The sequence below is a fragment of the Megasphaera stantonii genome, from assembly GCF_003367905.1.
GTDB classification, from domain to species: Bacteria; Bacillota; Negativicutes; order Veillonellales; family Megasphaeraceae; genus Megasphaera; species Megasphaera stantonii.
The window spans coordinates 687656-711386 of record NZ_CP029462.1 but is presented as its reverse complement, the minus strand read 5'-3'; the positions used below and the strand labels follow the sequence as shown (position 1 = coordinate 711386).

The following is a 23731-nucleotide window of genomic DNA, read 5'->3' as shown; positions in this document are numbered from 1 at the left end:
GCGAAGAGGGCCCGTTGTGCCTATAAAAAAATTCATGTAGAATATGCCATATTGGCAACGCCTTTTCTAGAATAATGAAGTCGTATATGGTATAATGCAGAAAGACACAGCTATGTAAAATATAGGTAAACAGTACGTAATTAGTGCGTAAAAATGTGTTTGCAGACAAGGAGAACTGATTAGTATGGCATTCCATTTAAAGCCCAAAGAAGAAAAGTTTTTCGCATTATTAGACCAGCACGCGATGCTGAGTTATCAGGCAGCCGATCTGCTGAGGCAGGCCATGAACGACCAGATTCCTAAAGAGGAAGCGTTGGAACAAATCGATTCCCTGGCCGATGAAGCCGACGAGCTCGTATTGGAGACCATGAAGCGTCTGCAAAAAACGTTCATCACGCCGATGGACCGCGAAGACATTCAGCAGCTTATCGATGAATTGGATGCGGTTATCGACAATATCAGCGAAATCATGGACAAGATGTGCATGTATCAAATCGGACAGGCTACGGACGGAGCCAAGCAGATGACCGTCATCACGGCCAAAGCGATGAAAGAAATCTGCAAATCCATCGGTTACATGAAGGATTTAAAGAAAAACTACCTGAAGGTCGAAGCCCGCAGCCACAAGGTGCTGAAGCTGGAACAGGACTGCGACGATTTGTATCATAAGGAAATGGCTAAATTATTCTCGGAATGCAAAGATCCCATTGAAATCATCAAATGGAAGGAAGTTCTTCAATCTGTCGAAGATATTACCGACGAATGCGAAGATCTGGTTACTACGTTCAGAAAGGTCGTCTTAAAGTATGCCTGAGCATTGGTTAATATGGGCCATTGTGCTGCTGGCCGTGCTGTTTGACTACATCAACGGGTTTCACGATACGGCCAACGCCATTGCTACCAGCGTCTCGACGCGGGCCATTACGCCGCGCCATGCGATTATGATGGCCGCCGTGCTGAACTTTGCCGGCGCGATGGTCAGTACGGGCGTCGCCAAGACGATTGGCGGGGATTTGGTATTAAATCCGGCCCAGATTAGTTTGGAAGTCATCGTAGCCGCCTTGATCGGCTCTATTATTTGGAATATCGCAACGTGGTATTACCGCATACCCAGCAGCTCGTCCCACTCGCTTATTGGCGGCGTTATCGGCGCCGTATGCATCAGCGTAGGACCGGCGGCCTTGGATATGGGCGGCATTGAAAAGATCATCTTATCGCTGATCTTATCGCCGGTCATCGCCTTGGCGACGGGATATTTCGTCATGATCGGCATCCTTTGGATTGTCCGCAAGTATTCGCCTATCGCCTTAAACCGCCAGTTCCGCAAGATGCAGCTCGTGTCGGCTAGTCTCATGGCCTTTTCGCACGGCTCCAACGACGCCCAGAAAGCGATGGGCATCATCGCCCTGGCCCTGCTGAGCGGCGGATACATCGATACGATGGAAATTCCCACGTGGGTAAAGCTGGCCTGCGCCACGTCCATGGCCTTGGGTACGTCTGCCGGCGGGTGGCGTATCATTTCTACGATGGGAACGAAGATCTTCAAGATGGAATCCATCAACGGCTTTGCCGCCGATCTGAATTCGTCCCTGGTTATTTTTTCTGCGACGTTCCTGCACTTGCCGGTCAGTACGACTCACGTCGTATCGGGCTCTATCATGGGTGTCGGTTCGGCAGAACGGGTTCGCGCAGTTCACTGGGGCGTGGCCCGCAGCATGGTCATCGCCTGGTGCGTTACTATCCCGATCAGCGCCGCATTGTCGGCAGTTATCTTTTTGATTATCGACGCCTTATAAGCACGATGTAATACAGGTCTTGGTGATGAATGGCAGGCATTCGTCATCAGGACCTTTTCTTTTTTTTATTTCAAACTACACTTTTTTAGTGACTTATTGTATAATAGACACATGCAAGGAGGGATTAGAGTAATGAGATTAAATCAAGCGACTGATTATGCTTTCCGCATGGTCCTGTACCTGGCGTCGCTGCCGGAAGGCACGAAAATAACCGGCGCTGCCTTAGCAGAAAAACAAAATATCCCCGAGCGTTTTTTATTGAAAATCATGAGAAATTTGACGGCTGCCGGCATCATGAAATCGTACCGCGGCGTCGACGGGGGCTTTGCCCTGCAGCGCTCGCCGGAAGACATCACCTTGTTTGACGTCATCGAAGCCGTAGAGGGCCAGACGGAACTGCAGCGCTGTCTGCATGACATCAGCTCGTGCTCCCGCGGCTGCAGCGGCATGTGCTCTATTTACAACGCCTTTGCCGATATTCAGCGGGATCTGGTAACGAAATTGAAGGCCATTGATTTTGCTGAATTAGCCCGCCAGGAGTCGCAGCTTCAGGCAGCCTGCGGAGCCGCAGGCGACGGGCCGCTGAAAAAAGCGGTGTCGAACGAAATGTAATGGATATGAAAAAGCCGCAGCGGAGACAAGAGCTCCTGACTGCGGCTTTGTTTTTTATACGGGCCTGCGGACTTTATTTTGAAGTAAAAATAGTGTACAATGAATTTACTTAACCATGATTATTTTGTTGTCGTAATGGAGAAATAACATGAGCGTATCTATTCAGGGATTTATCAGCAGCTTTCGCCTGCTTGACATATTGGATATTCTGCTTGTCGCCTTTGTGCTGTATAAGCTGTTTATTTTGATTCGCAATACACGGGCCGTAGCCCTGATCAAAGGGCTGCTGGTGCTCGGCGCCGTAACGGTCGTCAGCCGGGTTCTGGATCTGCATGTTATCAACTGGATGCTGCAGCAGGGCATGACGGTTATATTGGTCGCCTTGCCGGTCGTCTTTCAGCCGGAGCTGCGGCGCGCCCTGGAACAAATCGGGCGGGGCCGGTTTCTGCAGTCGGGGCATGTGCTGAACGCTAAGGAACTGGAGCGGCTTATTGATGAAATCGTGGCGATTACGGACTCGATGTCCAAAACGCGGACCGGCGCGCTGATTGTCTTTGAGCGGGAAGTCGGCCTGAACGACTACATTGACACGGGCGTTCCCATCGACGGCGTCGTGTCGCGCGAGCTGCTGGGAAACATATTTATTCCCAATACGCCTCTTCACGACGGAGCCGTGATTATTCGTGAAAACCGCATCATGGCAGCAGGATGCCTGCTTCCGCTTACGGCGGACCGTTCCTTGTCTACGGAGCTGGGGACGCGGCATCGCGCGGCTATCGGCCTCAGCGAGATGGCCGACGCCGTCGTCGTCGTCGTCAGCGAAGAAACGGGCTCTATTTCATATACGTACGGCGGTCATATTTACCGTCACTTGGACAGCAACGCCCTGCGCAACGTGCTGAAGACTTTCTTGAACAAGACGCCTCAGGGATTAGCCAATATTTTCAAGTGGAGGCCGTGATATGATGAATAAGCTTGACAAAAAATGGCAATTAAAGATTATTTGTCTGTTAATGGCGATCGTGCTGTGGTTCTTTATCATCAACGAACAGAATCCTATGAGCGAAGGCAGCTATACGGTGCCGATCGTTGTGGAAAACCTCGACTCGCAGTACATTACGTCGAACGTGCCGAAGACGGTCTACGTGCGCCTGTCCGGGCCGCGCAACACGATTATCAACGTAGGACCGTCGGATATTAAGGCTTATATTGATTTGTCCGACGCCCAGGAAGGCGAAATGAGCGCCCCTGTGCGCATAGAAATTCCGGCGGGGACGGAGCTGAAAAAGCAGAGTATGACCTCGGCCGATATTATGGTCGACGTATACACCGTGCGGGAATTGGCTCTGACGCCGCATTTGGTAGGACAGACGAAGAACGATATTTTCGTCAGCAGCCTGAAGGTCGTGCCGGAAAAGGTCGTCATCAGCGGCGCCCGCCGTCTTGTCAAGCAAGTGGAACAGGCTGTCGTGGAAATTCCTATTGAAGACAGGATAGACGATTTTTCCATCATGGCGCCTATCCGGCTGGTCGCGGCGGACGGTTCCCGCATCGAAGGGCTGGAAATGACGCCGTGGCAGAGCAATATCCGCATATCCATCGGTCATAATGCCGTGACGAAAGACATTCCCGTTTACGTGACGACGGAAGGGGACGTGTCTCCGTCTGTATCGCTGAAAGAAATCAAAATCAATCCGGATACGGTTGCCGTAAAGGGAGACGCGAATATTCTCAAGAATTTGTCCCGCATCGACTTGCCGCCTATCGATATTTCAGGCTTGAAGCAGGATAAGAAATGGAAGATTATCGTATCGCCTGTAAACGGCGTCATCTTCGAGCCCGATACGATCGAAGTTGCCGTAGACGTGGAATAGTAAAGGAGCGAATTGCGTGCTAAGGGTAATGAATATTCGCACCGGCGTGCCTATGAGGAAATCCATAGAGGCGCTGGTTGCTAAAAAGCTTCGCTGCAGCCCGGCGGATATAGAGCATATCTGCGTCGTGCGGCGTTCTGTAGACGCGCGGCGGAAGCCGAATATTTATCTGGTATTTACGGTAGACGTCGCCTTTCATGACGAAGAAAAAACATGGCGGCGCTGCCGCGACGCTAAGGATGTCCGCCGGATTGCGGAAACTGCGTATGTTCCGCCGAAGCCCGGCGACGTCGTGCTGCGGCATCGTCCCGTCGTCGTAGGGACGGGGCCGTCGGGATTAGCCGCGGCGCTGGCCTTGGCGCGCGGCGGATATAAGCCGATCGTATTCGAGCGGGGGTGTGACGTAGATACGCGGACGGCTCATGTAGAAGAATTCTGGAACGGCGGCCCTTTCCGGCCTGAGTCGAACGTACAGTTCGGCGAAGGTGGAGCCGGTACTTTTTCTGACGGCAAGCTGACGACGAGGGTAAATCATCCGCTCCTGCGCCATATCCTTCAAACTCTGGTCGATGCGGGAGCGCCGCCGGAAATTTTATATGCCTATAATCCCCACGTAGGGACGGATATTTTACGGAACGTTGTAAAAAATATGCGTCATATGATAGAATTGGCAGGTGGAACGGTTTGTTTTCAGAGCCGCGTGACTTCCATACGCCGGGACGAACGGGGAAGGGTATGCGCCGTCACCGTCAACGGCGAGGATGAATATGAGACGGACGTCGTCGTCTTAGGCATTGGGCACAGCGCCCGGGATACGTATTACATGCTGCACGACGAAGGCGTCGTCCTGGAAAAGAAGCCCTTTGCCGTCGGCGTGCGCATCGAGCATGACCAGCAGGTCATTGATCGCGGGCAATACGGCTGCAATGCGGCGGAATTGGGATTGGACCCGGCCGATTACGCCTTGGTGTACCACAGCCCGGAAGGCCGGTCGTGCTATTCCTTCTGTATGTGTCCCGGCGGAGCCGTCGTGGCGGCGGCGTCTGAAGAAGGGCGGGTCGTGACGAACGGCATGAGCCTTTATCGTCGTGACAGCGGCGTGGCCAACAGTGCCTTAGTCGTCAACGTGACGACAGACGACGTCGGCAGCGGGCCCCTGGCTGGTATCGAGTTTCAGCGGCGGTACGAGGAACTGGCGTATCAGGCCGGCGGCAGTAATTATCACGCGCCGGCGCAAACCGTGGGAAGCTTTCTCAAAGGCTCTTCTCCAGCCGAAGCGGCGGTACATACATACCGTCCCGGCGTGACCTGGACGGATTTGCATGGCGTGTTGCCGGATTTTGTGACCAGTACGCTGGAACGGGCCTTGCCCTACTTCGGCCGCAAGATCCGCGGTTTTGACGACGACGGCGTCGTCATGACCGGCGTGGAAACGAGAACCAGCGCCCCCGTGCGCATTGTGCGCGGCGAAGACCGCATGGCCGTCGATGCGGCGGGATTGTATCCCGTGGGAGAAGGCGCGGGGTATGCCGGCGGCATTATGAGCGCTTTTCTCGACGGATTGGAAACGGCAAATGAAATCATTCGTAAATATCAACCTTTGGAGGTAGTTGTAAATGGCTAGATTGTTTGGTACTGATGGTGTGCGGGGCATTGCTAACGATTCCCTGACGCCGGAATTGGCATATCATTTAGGCAGGGCCGCCGCGTATATTTTTGGACAAAATAAGGAACACCCGACATTTCTTATCGGCCGCGACACGCGCCGTTCCGGCACCATGCTGGCCAGCATTTTAGCAGCAGGCATCGCATCTGCCGGCGGTGAATGCTATATGGCCGGCGTGATTCCGACTCCGGCTGTTGCCTATTTGACGAGAACGCATCACATGGATGCCGGCGTCGTCATTTCGGCGTCCCACAATCCCTTTGAATATAACGGCATTAAGTTCTTTGACGGGTATGGATACAAGCTTCCCGATGAAATGGAAGACCGGATTGAGGAATACATGCTTCGCGACGAACGAGCCGGTCTGCAGAGCCGGCCTGTAGGCGCCGGCATCGGCACGATTTCCTTGTGGACGGACTTGCAGCAGGAATATGCCGATTTCGTATGTAAGTCGACAACTGTCGATTTATCGGGATTAAAGGTCGTGTATGATGGGGCCAATGGAGCGGCCTATTCCATCGGGCCGGAAATCCTGAAACGCCTGGGAGCCGAAGTCATTGCTATCCATACGGAGCCAAACGGCGTGAATATCAATGACAACTGCGGTTCCACCCATTTGGAAGATTTGAAGGAAACGGTGCTGCGCTGCGGCGCCGATATCGGCATTGCCAATGACGGCGATGCAGACCGCTGTTTGGCCGTCGATGAAAAGGGTCAGGATATGGACGGCGACCAGATCATGCTGCTCTGCGCGCTGAAACTGAAAGAAGAAGGCCGCTTGAAGCAGGATACGGTCGTAGGAACCGTAATGAGCAACATCGGCTTCCACAAGGCCTTGAAAGACCTGGGCTGCCGTACGGAAACGACGGCTGTCGGCGACCGGTATGTCCTGGAAAAAATGCGTAAGGACGGTTATTCCTTAGGCGGCGAACAGTCAGGCCATATTATTTTCCTCGACTATAATACGACGGGCGACGGACTGCTGACGGCGGTGCAGCTCCTCAGCATCATGAAGCAGCAGAGCAAGCCGCTGTCGGAATTAGCGGCCCTCATGACCCGTTATCCTCAGATTTTGAAAAATGTGACTGTGCAGACAAAATCGGGATGGGAAGAAAATAATCTCATCATGGCGGCTATTTCGGCGGGAGAAGCAGAATTGGGCGACGAAGGCCGCATCCTGGTTCGTCCGTCCGGCACAGAACCGCTGATCCGGGTTATGGCGGAAGGCCCTGATTTAGAGCAGCTCCAGCGCATCGTCGACGATATTGCCGTCGTCGTAGAGCACGAAATGGGTCCGTCCAAGTAGGTATTGACCTAGGTGATAAAATATATTAGAATGTGGGAATGAAGTGATGAAGTTCGCTTCATTCCTGTTTTTTTACAGGCGTTTGGAAATCCTTCGTAAAATGGATAGCGCTAGTGCCCGCCGGCAGCGACGGGCGGACGAGGAAGAGGAGTATCGAACATGTCAGCGGATGCCTCTCGGCAGCTTCAGTCGTTACATGGCGGAAAAGCATTACGGCAACGGAATGGACAATGTCGTCGTGGGAAGCAAATACACACACTAGGAGGTTATATGTATGTGCGGTATTGTAGGGTATATTGGAGGAAGAGAAGCAGCTGATTTTTTGATGGACGGCTTGACGAAGCTGGAATACAGAGGTTATGATTCTGCCGGCATCGCCGTGTATCATGACGGCGCTATTGCCGTGCGCAAGAAGAAGGGACGTCTTGTGAATCTGGCCGAAGAAGTAAAGGTTCACCCTGTCGTAGGAACGATCGGCATTGGCCATACGCGCTGGGCTACGCACGGCGGACCGTCGGATCTTAATGCCCATCCGCATACGGATGAAGCCGGAAATTTTGCTATCGTCCATAACGGCATTATCGAAAACTACATGGAGCTGAAGGAAGAACTGCTGGAAAAAGGCTATCGCTTTAAGTCGGAAACGGACTCGGAAGTCGTGGCCCACTTGTGCGCCGACATGTATGACGGCGATTTTACGCGGACTGTACAGCGCGTGCTGGCTCGGCTGCGCGGCTCGTATTCCCTCGTGTTCATGAGCCGTTTTGAACCGGATAAGATCATTTGCAGCAAAAAAGACAATCCCCTTATCGTCGGCCTCGGCGAAGGCGAAAACTATATCGCCTCGGATATTCCAGCCATTTTGAGCTATACGCGCAAGACCTATATCATGAATGACGGTGAAATTGCCATCGTAAAAAAAGACAACGTATGGGTTACCGATTTGGAAGGAAATCCCATTTCTAAAAAAGTCTTTGAAGTCAACTGGGATGCGGAAGCAGCCGAAAAGGGCGGCTATGAACATTTCATGCTCAAGGAAATTTACGAACAGCCGAAAGCCATTAAGGATACGATGGGCTGCCGCATTTCCGAAGACGGCTCGCACGTGCAGTTTGAAGAACTGAACTGGACGACGGAAGACGTTACGTCTATCGGCAAGATTATGATTACGGCCTGCGGCACGGCGTATCATGCTGGTTTGCTGGCAAAATACTTTATTGAAAAATTGGCCCGTATTCCCGTTGAAGTAGATATCGCTTCGGAATACAGGTATAGAAATCCTCTGACAGACAGCAAGACGCTGTGCATCGTCATCAGCCAATCCGGCGAAACTATTGATACGCTGGCTGCGCTGAAAGAAGCGAAGCGCTTAGGTGCGCGTTCCCTGGCGATTACGAATGTCGTCGGCTCGTCAATTTCCCGCGAAGCCGATCAGGTAGCCTATACCTGGGCCGGCCCGGAAATTGCCGTCGCGTCGACCAAGGCCTATACGACGCAGCTCGTAACATTGCTGCTGCTGGCTCTGTATATGGGACGTTTGAACGGAACGCTGACTGCCGATGAAGAGTCCCGCATTCTTCATGACTTGACGGCTGTTCCTGATGTGTGCCGTAAGATTTTTGACTGCGCTGACGAAATCAAGGCGATGTGCAGTTCTTTCGAAGGCAAAGAAGACGTTTTCTTTATCGGCCGGTCCATGGACTACGGCCTGGCTATGGAAGGCGCTTTAAAATTAAAGGAAATTTCCTATATTCACGCCGAATCGTATGCCGGCGGCGAATTGAAGCACGGCACGCTTTCCCTCATTGAAGAAGGCGTTCCCGTCATTGCTTTGGCTACGCAAAAAGACGTGGAAGAAAAAATGATCAGCAACATCAAGGAAGTCAAGGCACGCGACGCCTATGTCATCGGCGTAGTGCAGGAAGGCGATACGGAAGTACGGAAGACTGTAGATACGTTGATTACCGTTCCGGCTTCGGATAATTTTGTCGTACCTATTATGGCGATTATTCCGCTGCAGCTGTTGTCCTACTATATTGCAGTCAGCCGGGGCAACGACGTCGACAAGCCGAGAAACTTGGCGAAGAGCGTTACCGTAGAATAAGTAATAAAGGTGAAGAAGGCAGAGAATTGTTCTCTGCTTTCTTTTTTTTGTTAAAAAGGTATTGACAACAGGACGAAAAGAGGATATACTAAACAAGCTGTTGCGGCAGGGCACCGCGGCAGGCCGGATAGCCGGTCCGCTTGAAAAGAACTTCAAAAAAAGTGCTTGACAAGCCCGGGCGAGTCTGGTAAGATATACAAGTCGTCGCGAGACGGCATGGCCTTTGAAAACTGAACAGTGTGATACGAAACAATACGCCAGAGTGCGAGGTCTTAGCAATAAGATTTCAAAACAGGTAATACCAATAATAAGTAAGAACGAGCAATCAGCTCTTCACATATCATGGAGAGTTTGATCCTGGCTCAGGACGAACGCTGGCGGCGTGCTTAACACATGCAAGTCGAACGGGAGGACATGGGAAGCTTGCTTCCTATGGACTCTAGTGGCAAACGGGTGAGTAACGCGTAAGCAACCTGCCCTCCGGATGGGGACAACAGCTGGAAACGGCTGCTAATACCGAATACGTTTTCATTGCCGCATGGCAGTGGGAAGAAAGGTGGCCTCTGAATATGCTACCGCCGGGGGAGGGGCTTGCGTCTGATTAGCTAGTTGGAGGGGTAACGGCCCACCAAGGCGACGATCAGTAGCCGGTCTGAGAGGATGAACGGCCACATTGGAACTGAGACACGGTCCAGACTCCTACGGGAGGCAGCAGTGGGGAATCTTCCGCAATGGGCGAAAGCCTGACGGAGCAACGCCGCGTGAGCGAAGACGGCCTTCGGGTTGTAAAGCTCTGTTATACGGGACGAACGGCTAGTGTGCCAATACCACATTAGAATGACGGTACCGTAAGAGAAAGCCACGGCTAACTACGTGCCAGCAGCCGCGGTAATACGTAGGTGGCAAGCGTTGTCCGGAATTATTGGGCGTAAAGGGCGCGCAGGCGGTTTCATAAGTCTGTCTTAAAAGTGCGGGGCTTAACCCCGTGAGGGGACGGAAACTGTGAGACTGGAGTGTCGGAGAGGAAAGCGGAATTCCTAGTGTAGCGGTGAAATGCGTAGATATTAGGAGGAACACCAGTGGCGAAAGCGGCTTTCTGGACGACAACTGACGCTGAGGCGCGAAAGCCAGGGGAGCGAACGGGATTAGATACCCCGGTAGTCCTGGCCGTAAACGATGGATACTAGGTGTAGGGGGTATCGACCCCTCCTGTGCCGGAGTTAACGCAATAAGTATCCCGCCTGGGGAGTACGGCCGCAAGGCTGAAACTCAAAGGAATTGACGGGGCCCGCACAAGCGGTGGAGTATGTGGTTTAATTCGACGCAACGCGAAGAACCTTACCAAGCCTTGACATTGAGTGCTATCTCCAGAGATGGAGAGTTCTTCTTCGGAAGACGCGAAAACAGGTGGTGCACGGCTGTCGTCAGCTCGTGTCGTGAGATGTTGGGTTAAGTCCCGCAACGAGCGCAACCCCTATCTTCTGTTGCCAGCGCGTCATGGCGGGGACTCAGGAGAGACTGCCGCAGACAATGCGGAGGAAGGCGGGGATGACGTCAAGTCATCATGCCCCTTATGGCTTGGGCTACACACGTACTACAATGGCTCTTAATAGAGGGACGCGAAGGAGCGATCCGGAGCAAACCCCAAAAACAGAGTCCCAGTTCGGATTGCAGGCTGCAACCCGCCTGCATGAAGCAGGAATCGCTAGTAATCGCAGGTCAGCATACTGCGGTGAATACGTTCCCGGGCCTTGTACACACCGCCCGTCACACCACGAAAGTCATTCACACCCGAAGCCGGTGAGGTAACCTTACGGAGCCAGCCGTCGAAGGTGGGGGCGATGATTGGGGTGAAGTCGTAACAAGGTAGCCGTATCGGAAGGTGCGGCTGGATCACCTCCTTTCTAGGGAAGAAGTAACGGATTCTGCGGAAGACGTTACGAAACTTCAAGTCGGCATTCTGGAGTACGTACACATTGTTCAGTTTTGAGAGGCCATGAACCTCTCAAGAAAAAAGAGAAAGACCCGTACCTTGACAACTGCATAAAACGAAACGAACAAACCTCTTTTTTGAAGAAAAAGAGAAAGACTTAACGAACCGAAGAAACTCTGAAAAACGGTGAAGACATAAAGTCAAGCAAGTAAGGGCGTACGGCGGATGCCTTGGCCATATCAGCCGATGAAGGACGCGATAAGCTGCGAAAAGCTGCGGTGAGGTGCAAGTAACCAGTGACCCGCAGGTGTCCGAATGGGGAAACCCGGCAGCAGGAGTGCTGTCATCCGAAAGGAAGGGAACCCGGTGAACTGAAACATCTAAGTAGCCGGAGGAAAAGGAATCAACAGAGATACCCTCAGTAGCGGCGAGCGAACGGGGCAGAGCCCAAACCGGAGCGGGAAACCGCTTCGGGGTTGCGGACTGCTAACAAATGGTTGGACGAAGCAGAACCAGTTGGGAAACTGGGCCAGAGACGGTGAAAGCCCGGTAAGCGCAAGGAAGACCATGGAGCAGGATCCAGAGTACCACGGGGCACGAGGAACCTTGTGGGAAGCAGGGGGGACCACCCTCCAAGGCGAAACACTGATATGGACCGATAGCGAATAGTACCGTGAGGGAACGGTGAAAAGAACCCGGGAGGGGAATGAAAGAGAACCTGAAACCGTATGTCTACAAACAGTCGGAGCGCTTTACATGCGCGACGGCGTGCCTATTGAAGAATGAACCGGCGAGTTACTGTTGCCAGCGAGGTTAAGCGGGAAACGCGGAGCCGAAGCGAAAGCGAGTCTGAACAGGGCGATAAGTTGGTAGCAGTAGACCCGAAACCACAGTGATCTACCCATGTCCAGGTTGAAGCACAGGTAAAAATGTGTGGAGGACCGAACCAGTGAGCGTTGAAAAGCTTTTGGATGAGATGTGGGTAGGGGTGAAATGCCAATCGAACGTGGAGATAGCTGGTTCTCCCCGAAATAGCTTTAGGGCTAGCCTCATGGTAAGAGTACAGGCGGTAGAGCACTGAACGAGGTAGGGGCCTGTCCGGCTACCGAACTTAATCAAACTGCGAATGGCTGTACTTATACATGGGAGTCAGACTGCGAGTAATAAGGCCCGTAGTCAAGAGGGAAACAGCCCAGACCAACAGCTAAGGTCCCCAATGCCGTACTAAGTGGCGAAGGATGTGGAATTTCGAAAACAACCAGGATGTTGGCTTAGAAGCAGCCACCATTAAAAGAGTGCGTAATAGCTCACTGGTCGAGAGACTCTGCGCCGAAGATGACCGGGGCTAAAGTACGGAACCGAAGCTTTGGCAAGTATCGTAAGATACTTGGGTAGGGGAGCGTTCCTGCATGGGAGAAGCCTGACCGGAAGGACAGGTGGACAGGCAGGAAGAGAGAATGCCGGTATGAGTAGCGAAAAGAAAGGTGAGAATCCTTTCCACCGAAAGCCTAAGGGTTCCTGGGCAACGATCGTCGACCCAGGGTAAGTCGGGACCTAATCCGAGGCGGAGACGCGTAGGAGATGGACAACAGGTTGAAATTCCTGTACCGCAGGAGTCTGTTTGAGCGAAGGAGTGACACAGAAAGGAATGCGCGCGTGCGATTGGAAGAGCACGTCCAAGCTGGTAGGTTGTGTGGCAGGCAAATCCGCCATACTAAAAGCCGAGAAGTGATGGGGAGCCATTGGAGACAATGGCGAAGGGGCAGGAACTAGGCTGTCGAGAAAAGCTTCTAGTGAGGACTCAGGCGCCCGTACCGAAACCGACACAGGTAGGCAGGAAGAGAATTCTAAGGTGCGCGGGAAAACCCTCGTTAAGGAACTCGGCAAAATGTATCCGTAACTTCGGGAAAAGGATAGCCTAAAGTATGTGAGCTGCAGAAACGCAGGGAGCAGGAATAGGCGGCAGAAGAGAGGCCCAAGCGACTGTTTACCACAAACACAGGCGTCTGCTAAAGCGAAAGCTGACGTATAGATGCTGACACCTGCCCGGTGCTGGAAGGTTAAGAGGACGTGTTAGCCGAAAGGCGAAGCAGAGAATTGAAGCCCCAGTAAACGGCGGCCGTAACTATAACGGTCCTAAGGTAGCGAAATTCCTTGTCGGGTAAGTTCCGACCCGCACGAAAGGTGTAACGATTTGGGCACTGTCTCAACGAGGGACCCGGTGAAATTGAAGTACCTGTGAAGATGCAGGTTACCCGCGACTGGACAGAAAGACCCCATGGAGCTTTACTGTAACCTGAGATTGGATTCCGGTAAGAGATGTACAGGATAGTTGGGAGGCTGAGAAACGGGTACGCCAGTATCCGCAGAGCCGCTGGTGGGATACCAACCTTGTTTTATTGGGATTCTAACGAGAGACGTAACGAGTCTTTGGACAGTCTCAGGCGGGCAGTTTGACTGGGGCGGTCGCCTCCGAAAGAGCAACGGAGGCGCCCAAAGGTTCCCTCAGCGCGGACGGAAACCGCGCGAAGAGTGTAAAGGCAGAAGGGAGCTTGACTGCGAGACGGACAGGTCGAGCAGGGACGAAAGTCGGGCTTAGTGATCCGGTGGTAGAGAGTGGAATTGCCATCGCTCAACGGATAAAAGCTACCCTGGGGATAACAGGCTTATCTCTCCCAAGAGTCCATATCGACGGGGAGGTTTGGCACCTCGATGTCGGCTCATCACATCCTGGGGCTGAAGTAGGTCCCAAGGGTTGGGCTGTTCGCCCATTAAAGTGGTACGCGAGCTGGGTTCAGAACGTCGTGAGACAGTTCGGTCCCTATCCATCGCGGGCGGAAGAAACTTGAAAGGGGCTGCTCCTAGTACGAGAGGACCGGAGTGGACGGACCAATGGTGTACCAGTCATGGCGCCAGCCGTGCAGCTGGGTAGCTACGTCCGGGACGGATAAACGCTGAAAGCATCTAAGCGTGAAACCAGCCTAAAGATGAGGTTTCTCATTGTGAAAGCAAGTAAGGTCCCATGAAGACGACATGGTAGATAGGCCGGGAGTGGAAGTGCAGTGATGCACGGAGCGGACCGGTACTAATAGACCGAGGGCTTGACTTAAGCAGGGAGCCCTGTTTGAAGGAGCTGAGAAGCGACGCACAAACAGGAGCGAGTCGCTTACTCCCGAAGGGAGTGGGTGAGGGAATCTGGAAGCAGGTTCTGAGGAAGGAACCGTAAACAGAGCGGAGGCTCGTTAAGGAAGTTCGTTTTATGCAGTTGTAAGGGCACGGGCCCTTAGGAAAAATTCAGTGGCGATAGCTGCGGGGATCCACCTGTTCCCATGCCGAACACAGCAGTTAAGCCCGCAAACGCCGAAAGTACTTGGGGGGAGGCCCCCTGGGAGGATAGGAAGCCGCTGATTACAAAAAGAGAGCAGTGCATTGGCACTGCTCTCTTTTTGTATACAACGACCTCTTATCTACCCAGGGCCTGCCCTGGGATAAGCATAAGCAGGGAACACCGTTTGAAGGAGCGCAGCGACGCGCAAACGGTAGTGAGTCGCTTACTTCGAATCGGGACACATGAGATAGAGGGCTGATAGGCCTATTGTGGCAAAGGCTGCCGATTCGAAGCCCTGATGGAGATACACTAGATAGATAGACAGCGACGCGCAAACGAGTGTGAGTCACTTATGTCGGGTCCGTGCGTGAGCAGCACATGTCATGAAGAAGTATTCTTGTGTGCAGACCCGACTGATAGGTGAGACGACCGTTAGCAGGAGACGTATACATCATGTATGCGTTCTTTTTTTGTATATGGCGGCTTCCTATCCTTCCAGGTTCCTGGGATAAACATAAGCAGGAAACACCGTTTGAAGGAGCGAAGCGACGCGCGTGAGTCGCTTACTTCAAATCGGGACACATGAGATAGAAGAGCGATAGGCCCACGTTGCAAAGGCTACCGATTCGAAGCCCTGATGGAGATACCCTAAACAGATAGACACGACACGTAAACGAGTGTAAGTCGCTTATGTCGGGTCCGTGCGTAAGCAGCACATGTCATGAAGAAGTATTCATGTGTGCAGATCCGACTGATAGGTGCGGCGACCGTTACCAGTAGACGTATACGACATATATGCGTTCTTTTTGTATACCTTCGATTATATAGCTATCTTTCTATCCTTTACAAATCTCCATAGTGCGTATCATCAAAACATGTGATTTAATCATATCATGTATCTGTATAAAACAATATTCTTTTATTTCTAATACCATCTTCTCCATGCTTTTTCTTGTATTTTGAATACATACATCTGATGATTAAGCTTTTATTGTCAGATTGCTTTTCTTGTGGTATAAATGTGTATGTAATAAAAAAGAGGAGTTGATTGTTATGGTAAAAAGCGTCGCTGCACCTCAGGCCAAAGGCAAGAGTGCAGAAGATAAAATTTTTGGAGCTAACAATCGGGCTGTTGCCTTAGCTGAAACCTTAGGGGCAGACAAGGTTATTAATGGCACAGTCGGCTCTATTTTGGACGAAGACGGCAATTTGGTCATGCTTCACGTGGTAGAAGAAGCGTTCAAGGCCTTGACGCCGAAAGAAATCGTGGCGTATGCGCCGATTCAGGGGTATCCTGATTATTTGGATGCAGTTATTGACCAATGCTTTGGCGAATCCCGTCCGGAAGGCTACATCCGCGCTTGCGCAACCTCCGGCGGTTCCGGCGTCCTCCATCACGTCATTCATAACTATTCCGAATGGGGCGACGACATCCTGACCAGCGACTGGCATTGGGGTGCCTATGGCTCCATGTGCAATGACAACGGCCGCCATCTGCGGGAATTTGAATTGATCGGCTCAGACGGAAAATTCAATTTCGCCAGCTTTAAGGAACATGTAGAAGACATGGTGGCAAAGCAGTACAATACGGTTATCATCATGAATTCGCCGGCGAACAACCCGACGGGCTTTGCCTTGTCCTCGGATGATTGGGATACGGTATTGGCTTTCTTGAAAGACGTCGTTGCCGGTAAGGATAAAAATATTATTCTCGTTCCTGACGTTGCATATTTAGACTACAGCGGAGAAAAGAAAGAATGCCGCAAGTTCTTCAAGAAATTTGGAAACTTGCCGGATAATATTCTCGTCGTAGTTGCTTATACATGCAGCAAAGGCTTTACCATGTATGGTCAGCGCATGGGCGCTATGATCTGCGTGACGGCTAACGAAGATATTGCTAACGAATTTGTAGCTATTAATCAGTATACAAGCCGCGCAACCTGGTCTAATTCCAACAGCGCCGCGATGAAAGCCATGGCTAATATTTGCAAAGATCCGGCTAAAGTCGCCGAATTAGACGCCGAACGGGCTAAATACTTCGCCCTTATTAAAGAACGGGCCGATATCTTCATGAAAGAAGCGCAGGAATGCGGTCTGAAATACCTGCCGTACTTGTCTGGCTTCTTCATCACCATTCCTATGGAAGGTTCTCAGGCTGTCTGCGATTTGCTGGAAAAGGAAAATATCTTCTTAGTTCCCCTTGGCAAGGGCGTTCGCCTCGCCGTTTGCTCCGTATCTAAAGCCAAAATCACGGGGCTGGCAGCTAAAATTAAATCTGCTGTAGAAGCAACGGGCGCAAAACAATAATCACGTCTATGCAGGCCGGTATAGGATGTTACTATACCGGCTTTTTCTATGAGGGGGATGGGCATGAAGGAGTTTTTTGAACAACTAAATTCGGTTCTTTCTATCGTAGCGGCTATATCTGATTTTTTATGGGAAGTTCCGACAAATTGGGAGTGGTATAAAGCCATTCCCGTATTCGGCAGCTTTTCGCTGGCTGTTATTGTCCTGGTTGGCACGGGGATTTATTTTTCCATCCGATTGGGCTTTATCCAAGTCCGGCAGTTTAAAAGAGGGATGAATCTCTTGATTCACCGCCGCGCCGCCTCGACAGGCATATCGCCGCTAGCCGCGTTTTTCCTAAGCTCGGCTATGCGCGTCGGGCCGGGAAATATTCTCGGCGTGACCGGGGCCATTTCCGTCGGCGGTCCGGGAGCCTTATTTTGGATGTGGGTTTCCGCGTTTTTTGGAATGGCCATGGCCTATACGGAAGCGACGCTGGCTCAGCTCTGCAAGGAACGAAAGGGCGGGGAGTTTGTCGGCGGCATGCCCTTTTACGGCCGGCGATTGTTGGGAAATAAGGCCTGGGTCGGCACGATATTATCGGGCGTTTATATTTTCTACGCCATGTTTTGTCTGCCGGCCCAGTCCTTTAACGTCGTGTCTTCGATCGGCGCTATGGGTGAACTTGCGGCAGGCCATCCCATTGCGGCGATGTCATCCTTTTACGTAGCGGCGGCGTGTATCGTCCTGCTCGTTGCGGCCGTCATGGCCTTTGGGGGAATCAAACGGGTATCCAGCGCAAATAATAAGCTGGTTCCCATCATGGCGGTCGTGTATGTCGTGACCGTATTGGCCTTGGTTTTTGCCAATGTAAACAGCGTGCCCTATTTCTTCAGCGCCGTCCTGGGCGGAGCCTTTCAGCCCGATGCCGTATTTGGCGGCTTGTTTGGTACCGTATTGGTACAGGGGATAAAAAGGGGATTGATGTCCAACGAAGCCGGCCAGGGGACGATTACGATGTCGGCGGCTGCGGCCGACGCCAAGCATCCCTGCGAGCAGGGGATGATTGCCGCCTTGGGAGTGCTATTAGATACGCATGTGATTTGCACGATGACAGGTTTTGTTGTCATTATGGCCCATGCCTGGACTGCGGCTCCGGAAGCCTGGGCCGCGGCGGGACAGCTGCCTAAATTTTTGTTGTCCGTTCATGTATTGACGCCGTCGGGCATTACATCGGTCATCTTGTTTTTGTTGGCGTTGTGCTTCGGCTTATTTGCGTATACGACGATGATCGGCATGATCACCTTTTCTGAAATTGCCGTCAACCGCATCAGCCGCAGCCGTTTTGCCGCCAACTTTGTCCGGTCCTTAGGGATTGTCGTTTCGGCCTTCGGCATTACGGTACAGCTGGCAGGATATGACTTGAGCAACTTATGGGCCTTTTCCGACTTGGCCAATATCGTGCTGGTATATATCAACGTCCCCCTGCTGTACCTTGGCTTCCGCCACGTATTAAAGGCGACAGCTCATTATACGGCAACAGATGGTTCGGCCTTTTCGGAAACGGTTACGGAACTGGCTTCCTCGTATTGGCGTGAACGGCCCGTAAAATAATGCGGCGAGGCGCTGAAATATCTGTCAGTAACGCCGATATTTTTCTTTATGACGGCGGAATTTTTTTATACAATAGAGGTAAGATTCAATAGACGTTATAAAAAGAAAGAAGGTAGAAATCATGTTTAAGACCATCGGAATTTGCGGTACCGGCAATATGGGCCGGGCTATTGTGAAAGGACTAGCTGCATCCGGCTTGATAGAGCCGGGCAATATCCTGTTATACAATATTCACAGCGCAAAAGCGCAGGCCTTAGCCGATGAAACAGGGGCCTCCGTTGTCTATTCCGCAGCGGAGTTAGCCGAACGTTCGCAAGGGCTTATTATGGCAGTCAAGCCGCATATCCTTCCGTCATCGCTGGAAGAGGTACGGGGCTGTGTGAAAGAGGATACGGTGATTATTTCGATTGCCGCCGGCCTGACGCTGGACCGTTTGGCGGGATGCCTGCCGGAAAAGGCTAAGATCATCCGCGTAATGCCCAATACACCGTCGATGGTCGGCGAAGGCATGGCCTCTGTATCGCCGAATGCCTATGCGACGGAAGAAGACGTGCAGGCCGTGCTCGATATATTCCGCAGCTTCGGAAAGGCTGAAATTATGGAAGAACGCCTGATCGACGCCGTATGCGGCGTCAGCGGCAGCGCTCCGGCTTATGTATATATGTTTATCGAAGCCTTGGCAGACGGCGCCGTACTGGAAGGAATGCCGCGCCATACGGCGTATACCTTTGCCGCTCAGACCGTATTAGGCGCAGCCAAGATGGTGCTGGAAAGCGGCATGCATCCGGGAAAATTAAAAGATGACGTATGTTCGCCCGGCGGTACGACGATAGAGGCGGTCTTAGCTCTGGAACAACGGGGTTTCCGGGCAGCTGTCGCAGAAGCTGTCATAGCGTCGGCAGAAAAGAATAAAACGATGTAGACTATTATACTTTTAACGATAAAACAGCATGCCATATTGCAGATGGCGTGCTGTTTTTTTGACAGGGACTTACAGCATAAAAAGTATATGCTATTTAATAAAAAATGAATAATGAAAATTACATAAAGTCATACAAATTTTGAGAAAAGATTCACAAACCTTAAAATGTTATGAGTAATGGTGCGGATTTTAAAAATAAAACGTTAGCATGATATAATGTAATAACTGACCGATTCATAATTCGAAAGATATATGTGTGAAATGTCTAAATGTAATTTACACTTTGTAATGAATGCGGTATAATAAGACACGAAAGAGGGAAAGAACTGAGATATACTATTAAAGTTATTTTTCCTCGAAAACGCTGGTTACGTTGTATAAGATTCCGTTACGGCGGGATTTTGACAGGCAGCAATCACGCGCTCTTTATACCGGAAACGGTTAAAGTGATAGATGTCAGTCATCATTATTTTATGTTGGAGGTTATGTATTATGGCAAAAGGTAAAGTTACACCGGAACTTATTGAAGAGTTCAAAAAAATCGTTGGCGAAAAATTCGTGTATACGGATGCTGACAAGCTCGAACCGTATTCTCATGACGAAGTAACCGACCCCCATTATATGAAGATGCCTCAGGTCGTTGTATTGCCGGCTACGACGGAAGAAGTTTCCAAAGTCGTTAAATTGTGCTATGACAACGATATCGTAATGGTACCGCGTGCAGCCGGCACAGGCCTGGCAGCTGGTGCTGTTGCTACGTTCGGCGGCGTTATCATTTCCATCGAACGCATGAATAAAATCCTCGAAATCGATAAAGACAACATGGTATGCGTTACGGAACCGGGCGTTACGACGACTGTCCTTCAGGATGCCGTTAAAGAAAAGGGTCTCTTCTACGGCGGCGACCCCTGCAGCGGGGACTCCTGCTTCATCGGCGGCAACGTTGCAACGAATGCCGGCGGTAACCGTGCCGTTAAGTATGGCGTAACCCGTGATCAGGTTATGGGTATTGAAGTTGTTACTCCGAGCGGCGAAGTTGTTACATTGGGCGGCAAATTCCGTAAAAACGCAACGGGCTACATGCTCATGCACTTGTACATTGGTTCCGAAGGTACTCTCGGCATTATCACAAAGATTTACCTGAAATTGGTTGCTTTGCCGAAATACCAGATGGACCTCTTGGCAGTATTCGACAATCTCGACGATGCTATTGCCTTGACGCCGAAGATCATGAATGCTGGTATTACTCCGGTCTGCGTAGAATTCATGGACAACGCTTCCATCAAACAGGTTGAAGTGTTCTTGAACGAAAAACTGCAGCATTCCGATGTTGGCAACTACATCATCGTTCAGATCGCCGGCGACAGCGAAGATATCCTCGACGAACAGTGCGAAAAGATCGACGAATTGGCTCGTGAAAATAAAGCTCTTGACGTATTGGTTGCTAACCCGGCTGTTATTTGGAAATCCCGTAAAGCATACCTCGAAGCTGACCGCGCTCGCAGCTTAGTATTCTCCATGGAAGATATCGTAGTCCCGATGACCGATATTCCGCAGGCTGTACAGCAGATTTCCCGCTTGGCTGACAAATACAACGTCGCTATGCACTGCGCTGGCCACTGCGGCGACGGCAACGTTCATATCGATATCCTGAAAGATGACCGTACGCAGGAAGAATGGGAAGAAATGCTTCCGCAGATTCAGAGCGAAATTTACGAACTCGTATACAACCTGGGCGGCCGTCTCTCCGGCGAACACGGCATTGGCTACAAACGCGCTGCGTTGTTAGCTAAATACACGAACCCGGTTGAATTGAAGCTGATGAAAGCCGTTAAGAAAGCTCTTGACCCGAAGAACATCATGAACCCGGGCAAAGTTGTCAGCATCAACGACGAAGTTCCTGTAGAAGAATAATCTGAAAATTCATAACTGAAATACATGCAAAAGGTAAAACCGGTTTCGGTTTTACCTTTTGTAGTATACGGACTATTTTCAAAATGGACGTATATAATCATTATAATGAGAATGTATATTATTGTTAAAACAATAAGCAATGAATGTAAGGCACTGATTAGAATACAGAAAGGGTGAATTGTATCATGAAAAATTTCTCGATTCCTTTTGGTAAGGAAAAGATTACTTTTTCTTTGCCAGATTGAACAAGTAGCAGGCGTATTGCTTTCTCATGCTCATGAATATAAAGCACCGAAATCGGAAGCGGAATTGGTAGCTGACGCGTTGGCCAATCCAATTGGCAGCCCGAGGTTAAGCGAGCTGGCTAAGGGCAAAAAGACGTGCACGATCATATCCAGCGACCATACGCGTCCCGTTCCGAGTCATGTCATCATGCCGCAGCTGCTGGCTGAACTGCGGAAGGGAAATCCGGATATCGACATTACGATACTGATTGCTACGGGTATGCATCGGCCTACGACGCATGAAGAGCTAGTGGCGAAGTACGGAAAAGAAATAGCCGATCATGAAACATTTGTCATCCATGACAGTCGTAAGGATGAAGATATGGTCAGTATCGGCACCTTACCGTCGGGCGGCGAATGCCTCATCAATAAAGCGGCGGCCAATGCGGATTTGCTTATTGCCGAAGGATTTATTGAACCTCATTTCTTTGCTGGTATGTCAGGCGGCCGCAAATCCGTTCTTCCGGGCATTGCCAGCAAGATTGCAGTATTGGCAAACCACTGCTCGGAATTTATCGACAGCCCCTATGCCCGCACCGGCGTGTTGGAAGGCAATCCCATTCATCAGGACATGCTGTACGCTGCCAAAGCCGCTAAATTAGCCTTTATCTGCAACGTCGTCATCGACGCTGATAAGAAGGTCATTGCGGCATTTGCCGGAGACAGCGAACAGGCTCATTACGCCGGCGTAGATTTTGAAATGAAGCTGGCTGGCGTAAAACCTGTGCCGGCAGATATTGTCGTTACGACAAACGGCGGGTATCCGCTGGATCAGAATATTTACCAGTCCGTCAAGGGCATGACTGCTGCGGAAGCGACGTGCAAAGAAGGCGGCGTCATCATTGACGTATCGGCTTGCTCCGACGGCCATGGCGGCGAAGCGTTCTACAACACGCTGAAGGATGCGGCGGATGTACAGAAAGCCATGGATGACATCTTGGCTCGCGGCCGGAATGAAACAGTCTTCGACCAGTGGGAATCGCAGATTCTTCTGCGCATGCTGCTGAAATATACCATTATCATGGTAACGGAAGCGCCGAAAGACATGGTAGAAGCTATGCATATGAAATATGCCGCCAGCATAGACGAAGCCCTGGCTATGGCGAAGGAGATTGTCGCCGCCAAAGGCGTATCGAAACCGAAAATTACGATTATTCCTGACGGCGTATCGGTTATCGTGAAAGAGTAATCGGCTTTGCTTACATGTGGGGAGCGCTCTGTTTGAGGGCGCTTCTTTTCTGCGATTTTACTTGTATTGCCCATCCTTTTCGACTATAATGGAGCTGTTATGTTGTATTATGAGGAGGATGTATTGTGGACGCGTTAGAAGCGACGTTATTATTTGATTTCAGCATCGTGGCTCAGGTCATCTTGATCGATTTGGCTCTTGGCGGCGATAATTCCATCGTCATTGGCATGGCCGCTAAAAACCTGCCGCCCCATTTGCAGAAGAGGGCTATTATATACGGCACGATTGGGGCCATTGTCCTGCGGTTTACCCTGGCCTTTATTGTTTCCTGGCTCTTCCATATTCCCTTCTTAAAGACTGTCGGCGGCATACTGCTCATCGGCATCGGCATCAAGCTCATTGGAGCCCGCAACGAAGAGGAAGACGTAAAAGTCGAAGCGAAGGATTCTCTGTGGGCTGCAGTCCGTACGATTATTCTGGCCGATGCGCTCATGAGCTTGGACAACGTGTTGGGGATTGTCGGCGTCACGGGCAACCACTGGGGACTGCTCATCTTCGGCATGCTCATATCCGTGCCTATTATCATCTTCGGCAGCACCATCGTCGTCAAGGTCATGAATAAGTTCCCTATATTAATGTACATCGGCGGCGCAATCCTGGGCTGGGCTGCCGGCGGCATGCTGGCGACGGACCATTATCTGGCCGAATATGTCTCGTTCATCGCGGTGTATCCGTCGGAAGTCAAGGCGGCGCTGCTGGTCGTTACCTTGGCCGGAGGGTTTATTTGGAAACACGTCCATAATCGGCAGGATGCGGCCGCCGCATAAGGCGACGGCGAAGGCCGTATCTGCGGACGTACTGTGCCGGGAGACAAACTGTAAAAAAGTTTTCTCTCTCCGGCAC

At 51.2% G+C, this 23731-nt stretch carries 14 protein-coding genes and 3 rRNA genes; all 17 read left to right on the top strand.

Annotated elements, in window-relative coordinates; genetic code table 11:
* Positions 1–184 precede the first annotated feature (184 nt).
* The 17 genes from DKB62_RS03415 to DKB62_RS03330 all read left to right on the top strand — a co-directional run bounded on the left by DKB62_RS03415 (position 185) and on the right by DKB62_RS03330 (position 23655).
* Positions 185–814: a DUF47 domain-containing protein gene (locus DKB62_RS03415; protein WP_107196688.1), complete on the top strand. Its 630-nt coding sequence runs from the start codon at positions 185–187 to the stop codon at positions 812–814.
* The gene (locus DKB62_RS03410) at positions 807–1796 is read left to right on the top strand and encodes an inorganic phosphate transporter (protein ID WP_107196687.1); all 990 of its coding nucleotides are present in this window, start codon (positions 807–809) and stop codon (positions 1794–1796) included. Before DKB62_RS03415 ends, DKB62_RS03410 begins: the two co-directional genes overlap by 8 nt.
* A 132-nt stretch (positions 1797–1928) precedes the next feature.
* A complete protein-coding gene (locus DKB62_RS03405; RefSeq protein ID WP_107196686.1) occupies positions 1929–2408 on the top strand; it encodes an RrF2 family transcriptional regulator in 480 nt (159 codons plus the stop codon).
* 148 nt (positions 2409–2556) lie between these two features.
* Positions 2557–3369: a diadenylate cyclase CdaA gene (gene cdaA, locus DKB62_RS03400; protein ID WP_087478312.1), complete on the top strand. Its 813-nt coding sequence runs from the start codon at positions 2557–2559 to the stop codon at positions 3367–3369.
* 1 nt (position 3370) lies between these two features.
* Positions 3371–4282 (top strand): CdaR family protein, encoded by a 912-nt coding sequence (locus DKB62_RS03395; RefSeq protein ID WP_232818847.1) that lies wholly within the window; start codon positions 3371–3373, stop codon positions 4280–4282.
* A gap of 16 nt (positions 4283–4298) precedes the next feature.
* Complete coding sequence (locus tag DKB62_RS03390; protein WP_198643552.1) at positions 4299–5906, top strand: NAD(P)/FAD-dependent oxidoreductase; 1608 nt, start codon at positions 4299–4301, stop codon at positions 5904–5906.
* Positions 5899–7254, top strand: coding sequence for a phosphoglucosamine mutase (gene glmM / locus DKB62_RS03385; RefSeq protein WP_107196684.1), 1356 nt, complete (start codon positions 5899–5901; stop codon positions 7252–7254). The genes DKB62_RS03390 and glmM overlap by 8 nt, the downstream gene beginning before the upstream one ends.
* 274 nt (positions 7255–7528) lie before the next feature.
* Complete coding sequence (glmS, locus tag DKB62_RS03375) at positions 7529–9358, top strand: glutamine--fructose-6-phosphate transaminase (isomerizing) (protein WP_107196682.1); 1830 nt, start codon at positions 7529–7531, stop codon at positions 9356–9358.
* A 339-nt stretch (positions 9359–9697) separates the two neighbouring features.
* Positions 9698–11262: ribosomal RNA gene (locus DKB62_RS03370) — 16S ribosomal RNA — on the top strand.
* 227 nt (positions 11263–11489) lie between these two features.
* Positions 11490–14400: ribosomal RNA gene (locus tag DKB62_RS03365) — 23S ribosomal RNA — on the top strand.
* A gap of 184 nt (positions 14401–14584) precedes the next feature.
* Positions 14585–14701: ribosomal RNA gene (rrf, locus tag DKB62_RS03360) — 5S ribosomal RNA — on the top strand.
* The 16S, 23S and 5S rRNA genes sit together here, the layout of an rRNA operon.
* A 971-nt stretch (positions 14702–15672) precedes the next feature.
* Positions 15673–16926 (top strand): pyridoxal phosphate-dependent aminotransferase, encoded by a 1254-nt coding sequence (locus DKB62_RS03355; protein WP_087478779.1) that lies wholly within the window; start codon positions 15673–15675, stop codon positions 16924–16926.
* A 63-nt stretch (positions 16927–16989) separates the two neighbouring features.
* Positions 16990–18519, top strand: coding sequence for an alanine/glycine:cation symporter family protein (locus DKB62_RS03350; RefSeq protein ID WP_107196391.1), 1530 nt, complete (start codon positions 16990–16992; stop codon positions 18517–18519).
* Positions 18520–18640: 121 nt separating this feature from the next.
* Positions 18641–19441 carry a pyrroline-5-carboxylate reductase gene (proC, locus tag DKB62_RS03345; protein WP_107196392.1) on the top strand — a complete coding sequence of 267 codons (801 nt, stop codon included), beginning with the start codon at positions 18641–18643 and terminating at the stop codon, positions 19439–19441.
* 492 nt (positions 19442–19933) lie between these two features.
* On the top strand, positions 19934–21355 hold the full coding sequence (locus DKB62_RS03340) for an FAD-binding oxidoreductase (protein ID WP_107196393.1): 1422 nt from the start codon (positions 19934–19936) through the stop codon (positions 21353–21355).
* 261 nt (positions 21356–21616) lie between these two features.
* The gene (gene larA / locus DKB62_RS03335; RefSeq protein WP_232818822.1) at positions 21617–22828 is read left to right on the top strand and encodes a nickel-dependent lactate racemase; all 1212 of its coding nucleotides are present in this window, start codon (positions 21617–21619) and stop codon (positions 22826–22828) included.
* 125 nt (positions 22829–22953) lie between these two features.
* Positions 22954–23655, top strand: coding sequence for a TerC family protein (locus tag DKB62_RS03330; RefSeq protein WP_107196394.1), 702 nt, complete (start codon positions 22954–22956; stop codon positions 23653–23655).
* The last annotated feature ends 76 nt before the right edge of the window (positions 23656–23731 follow it).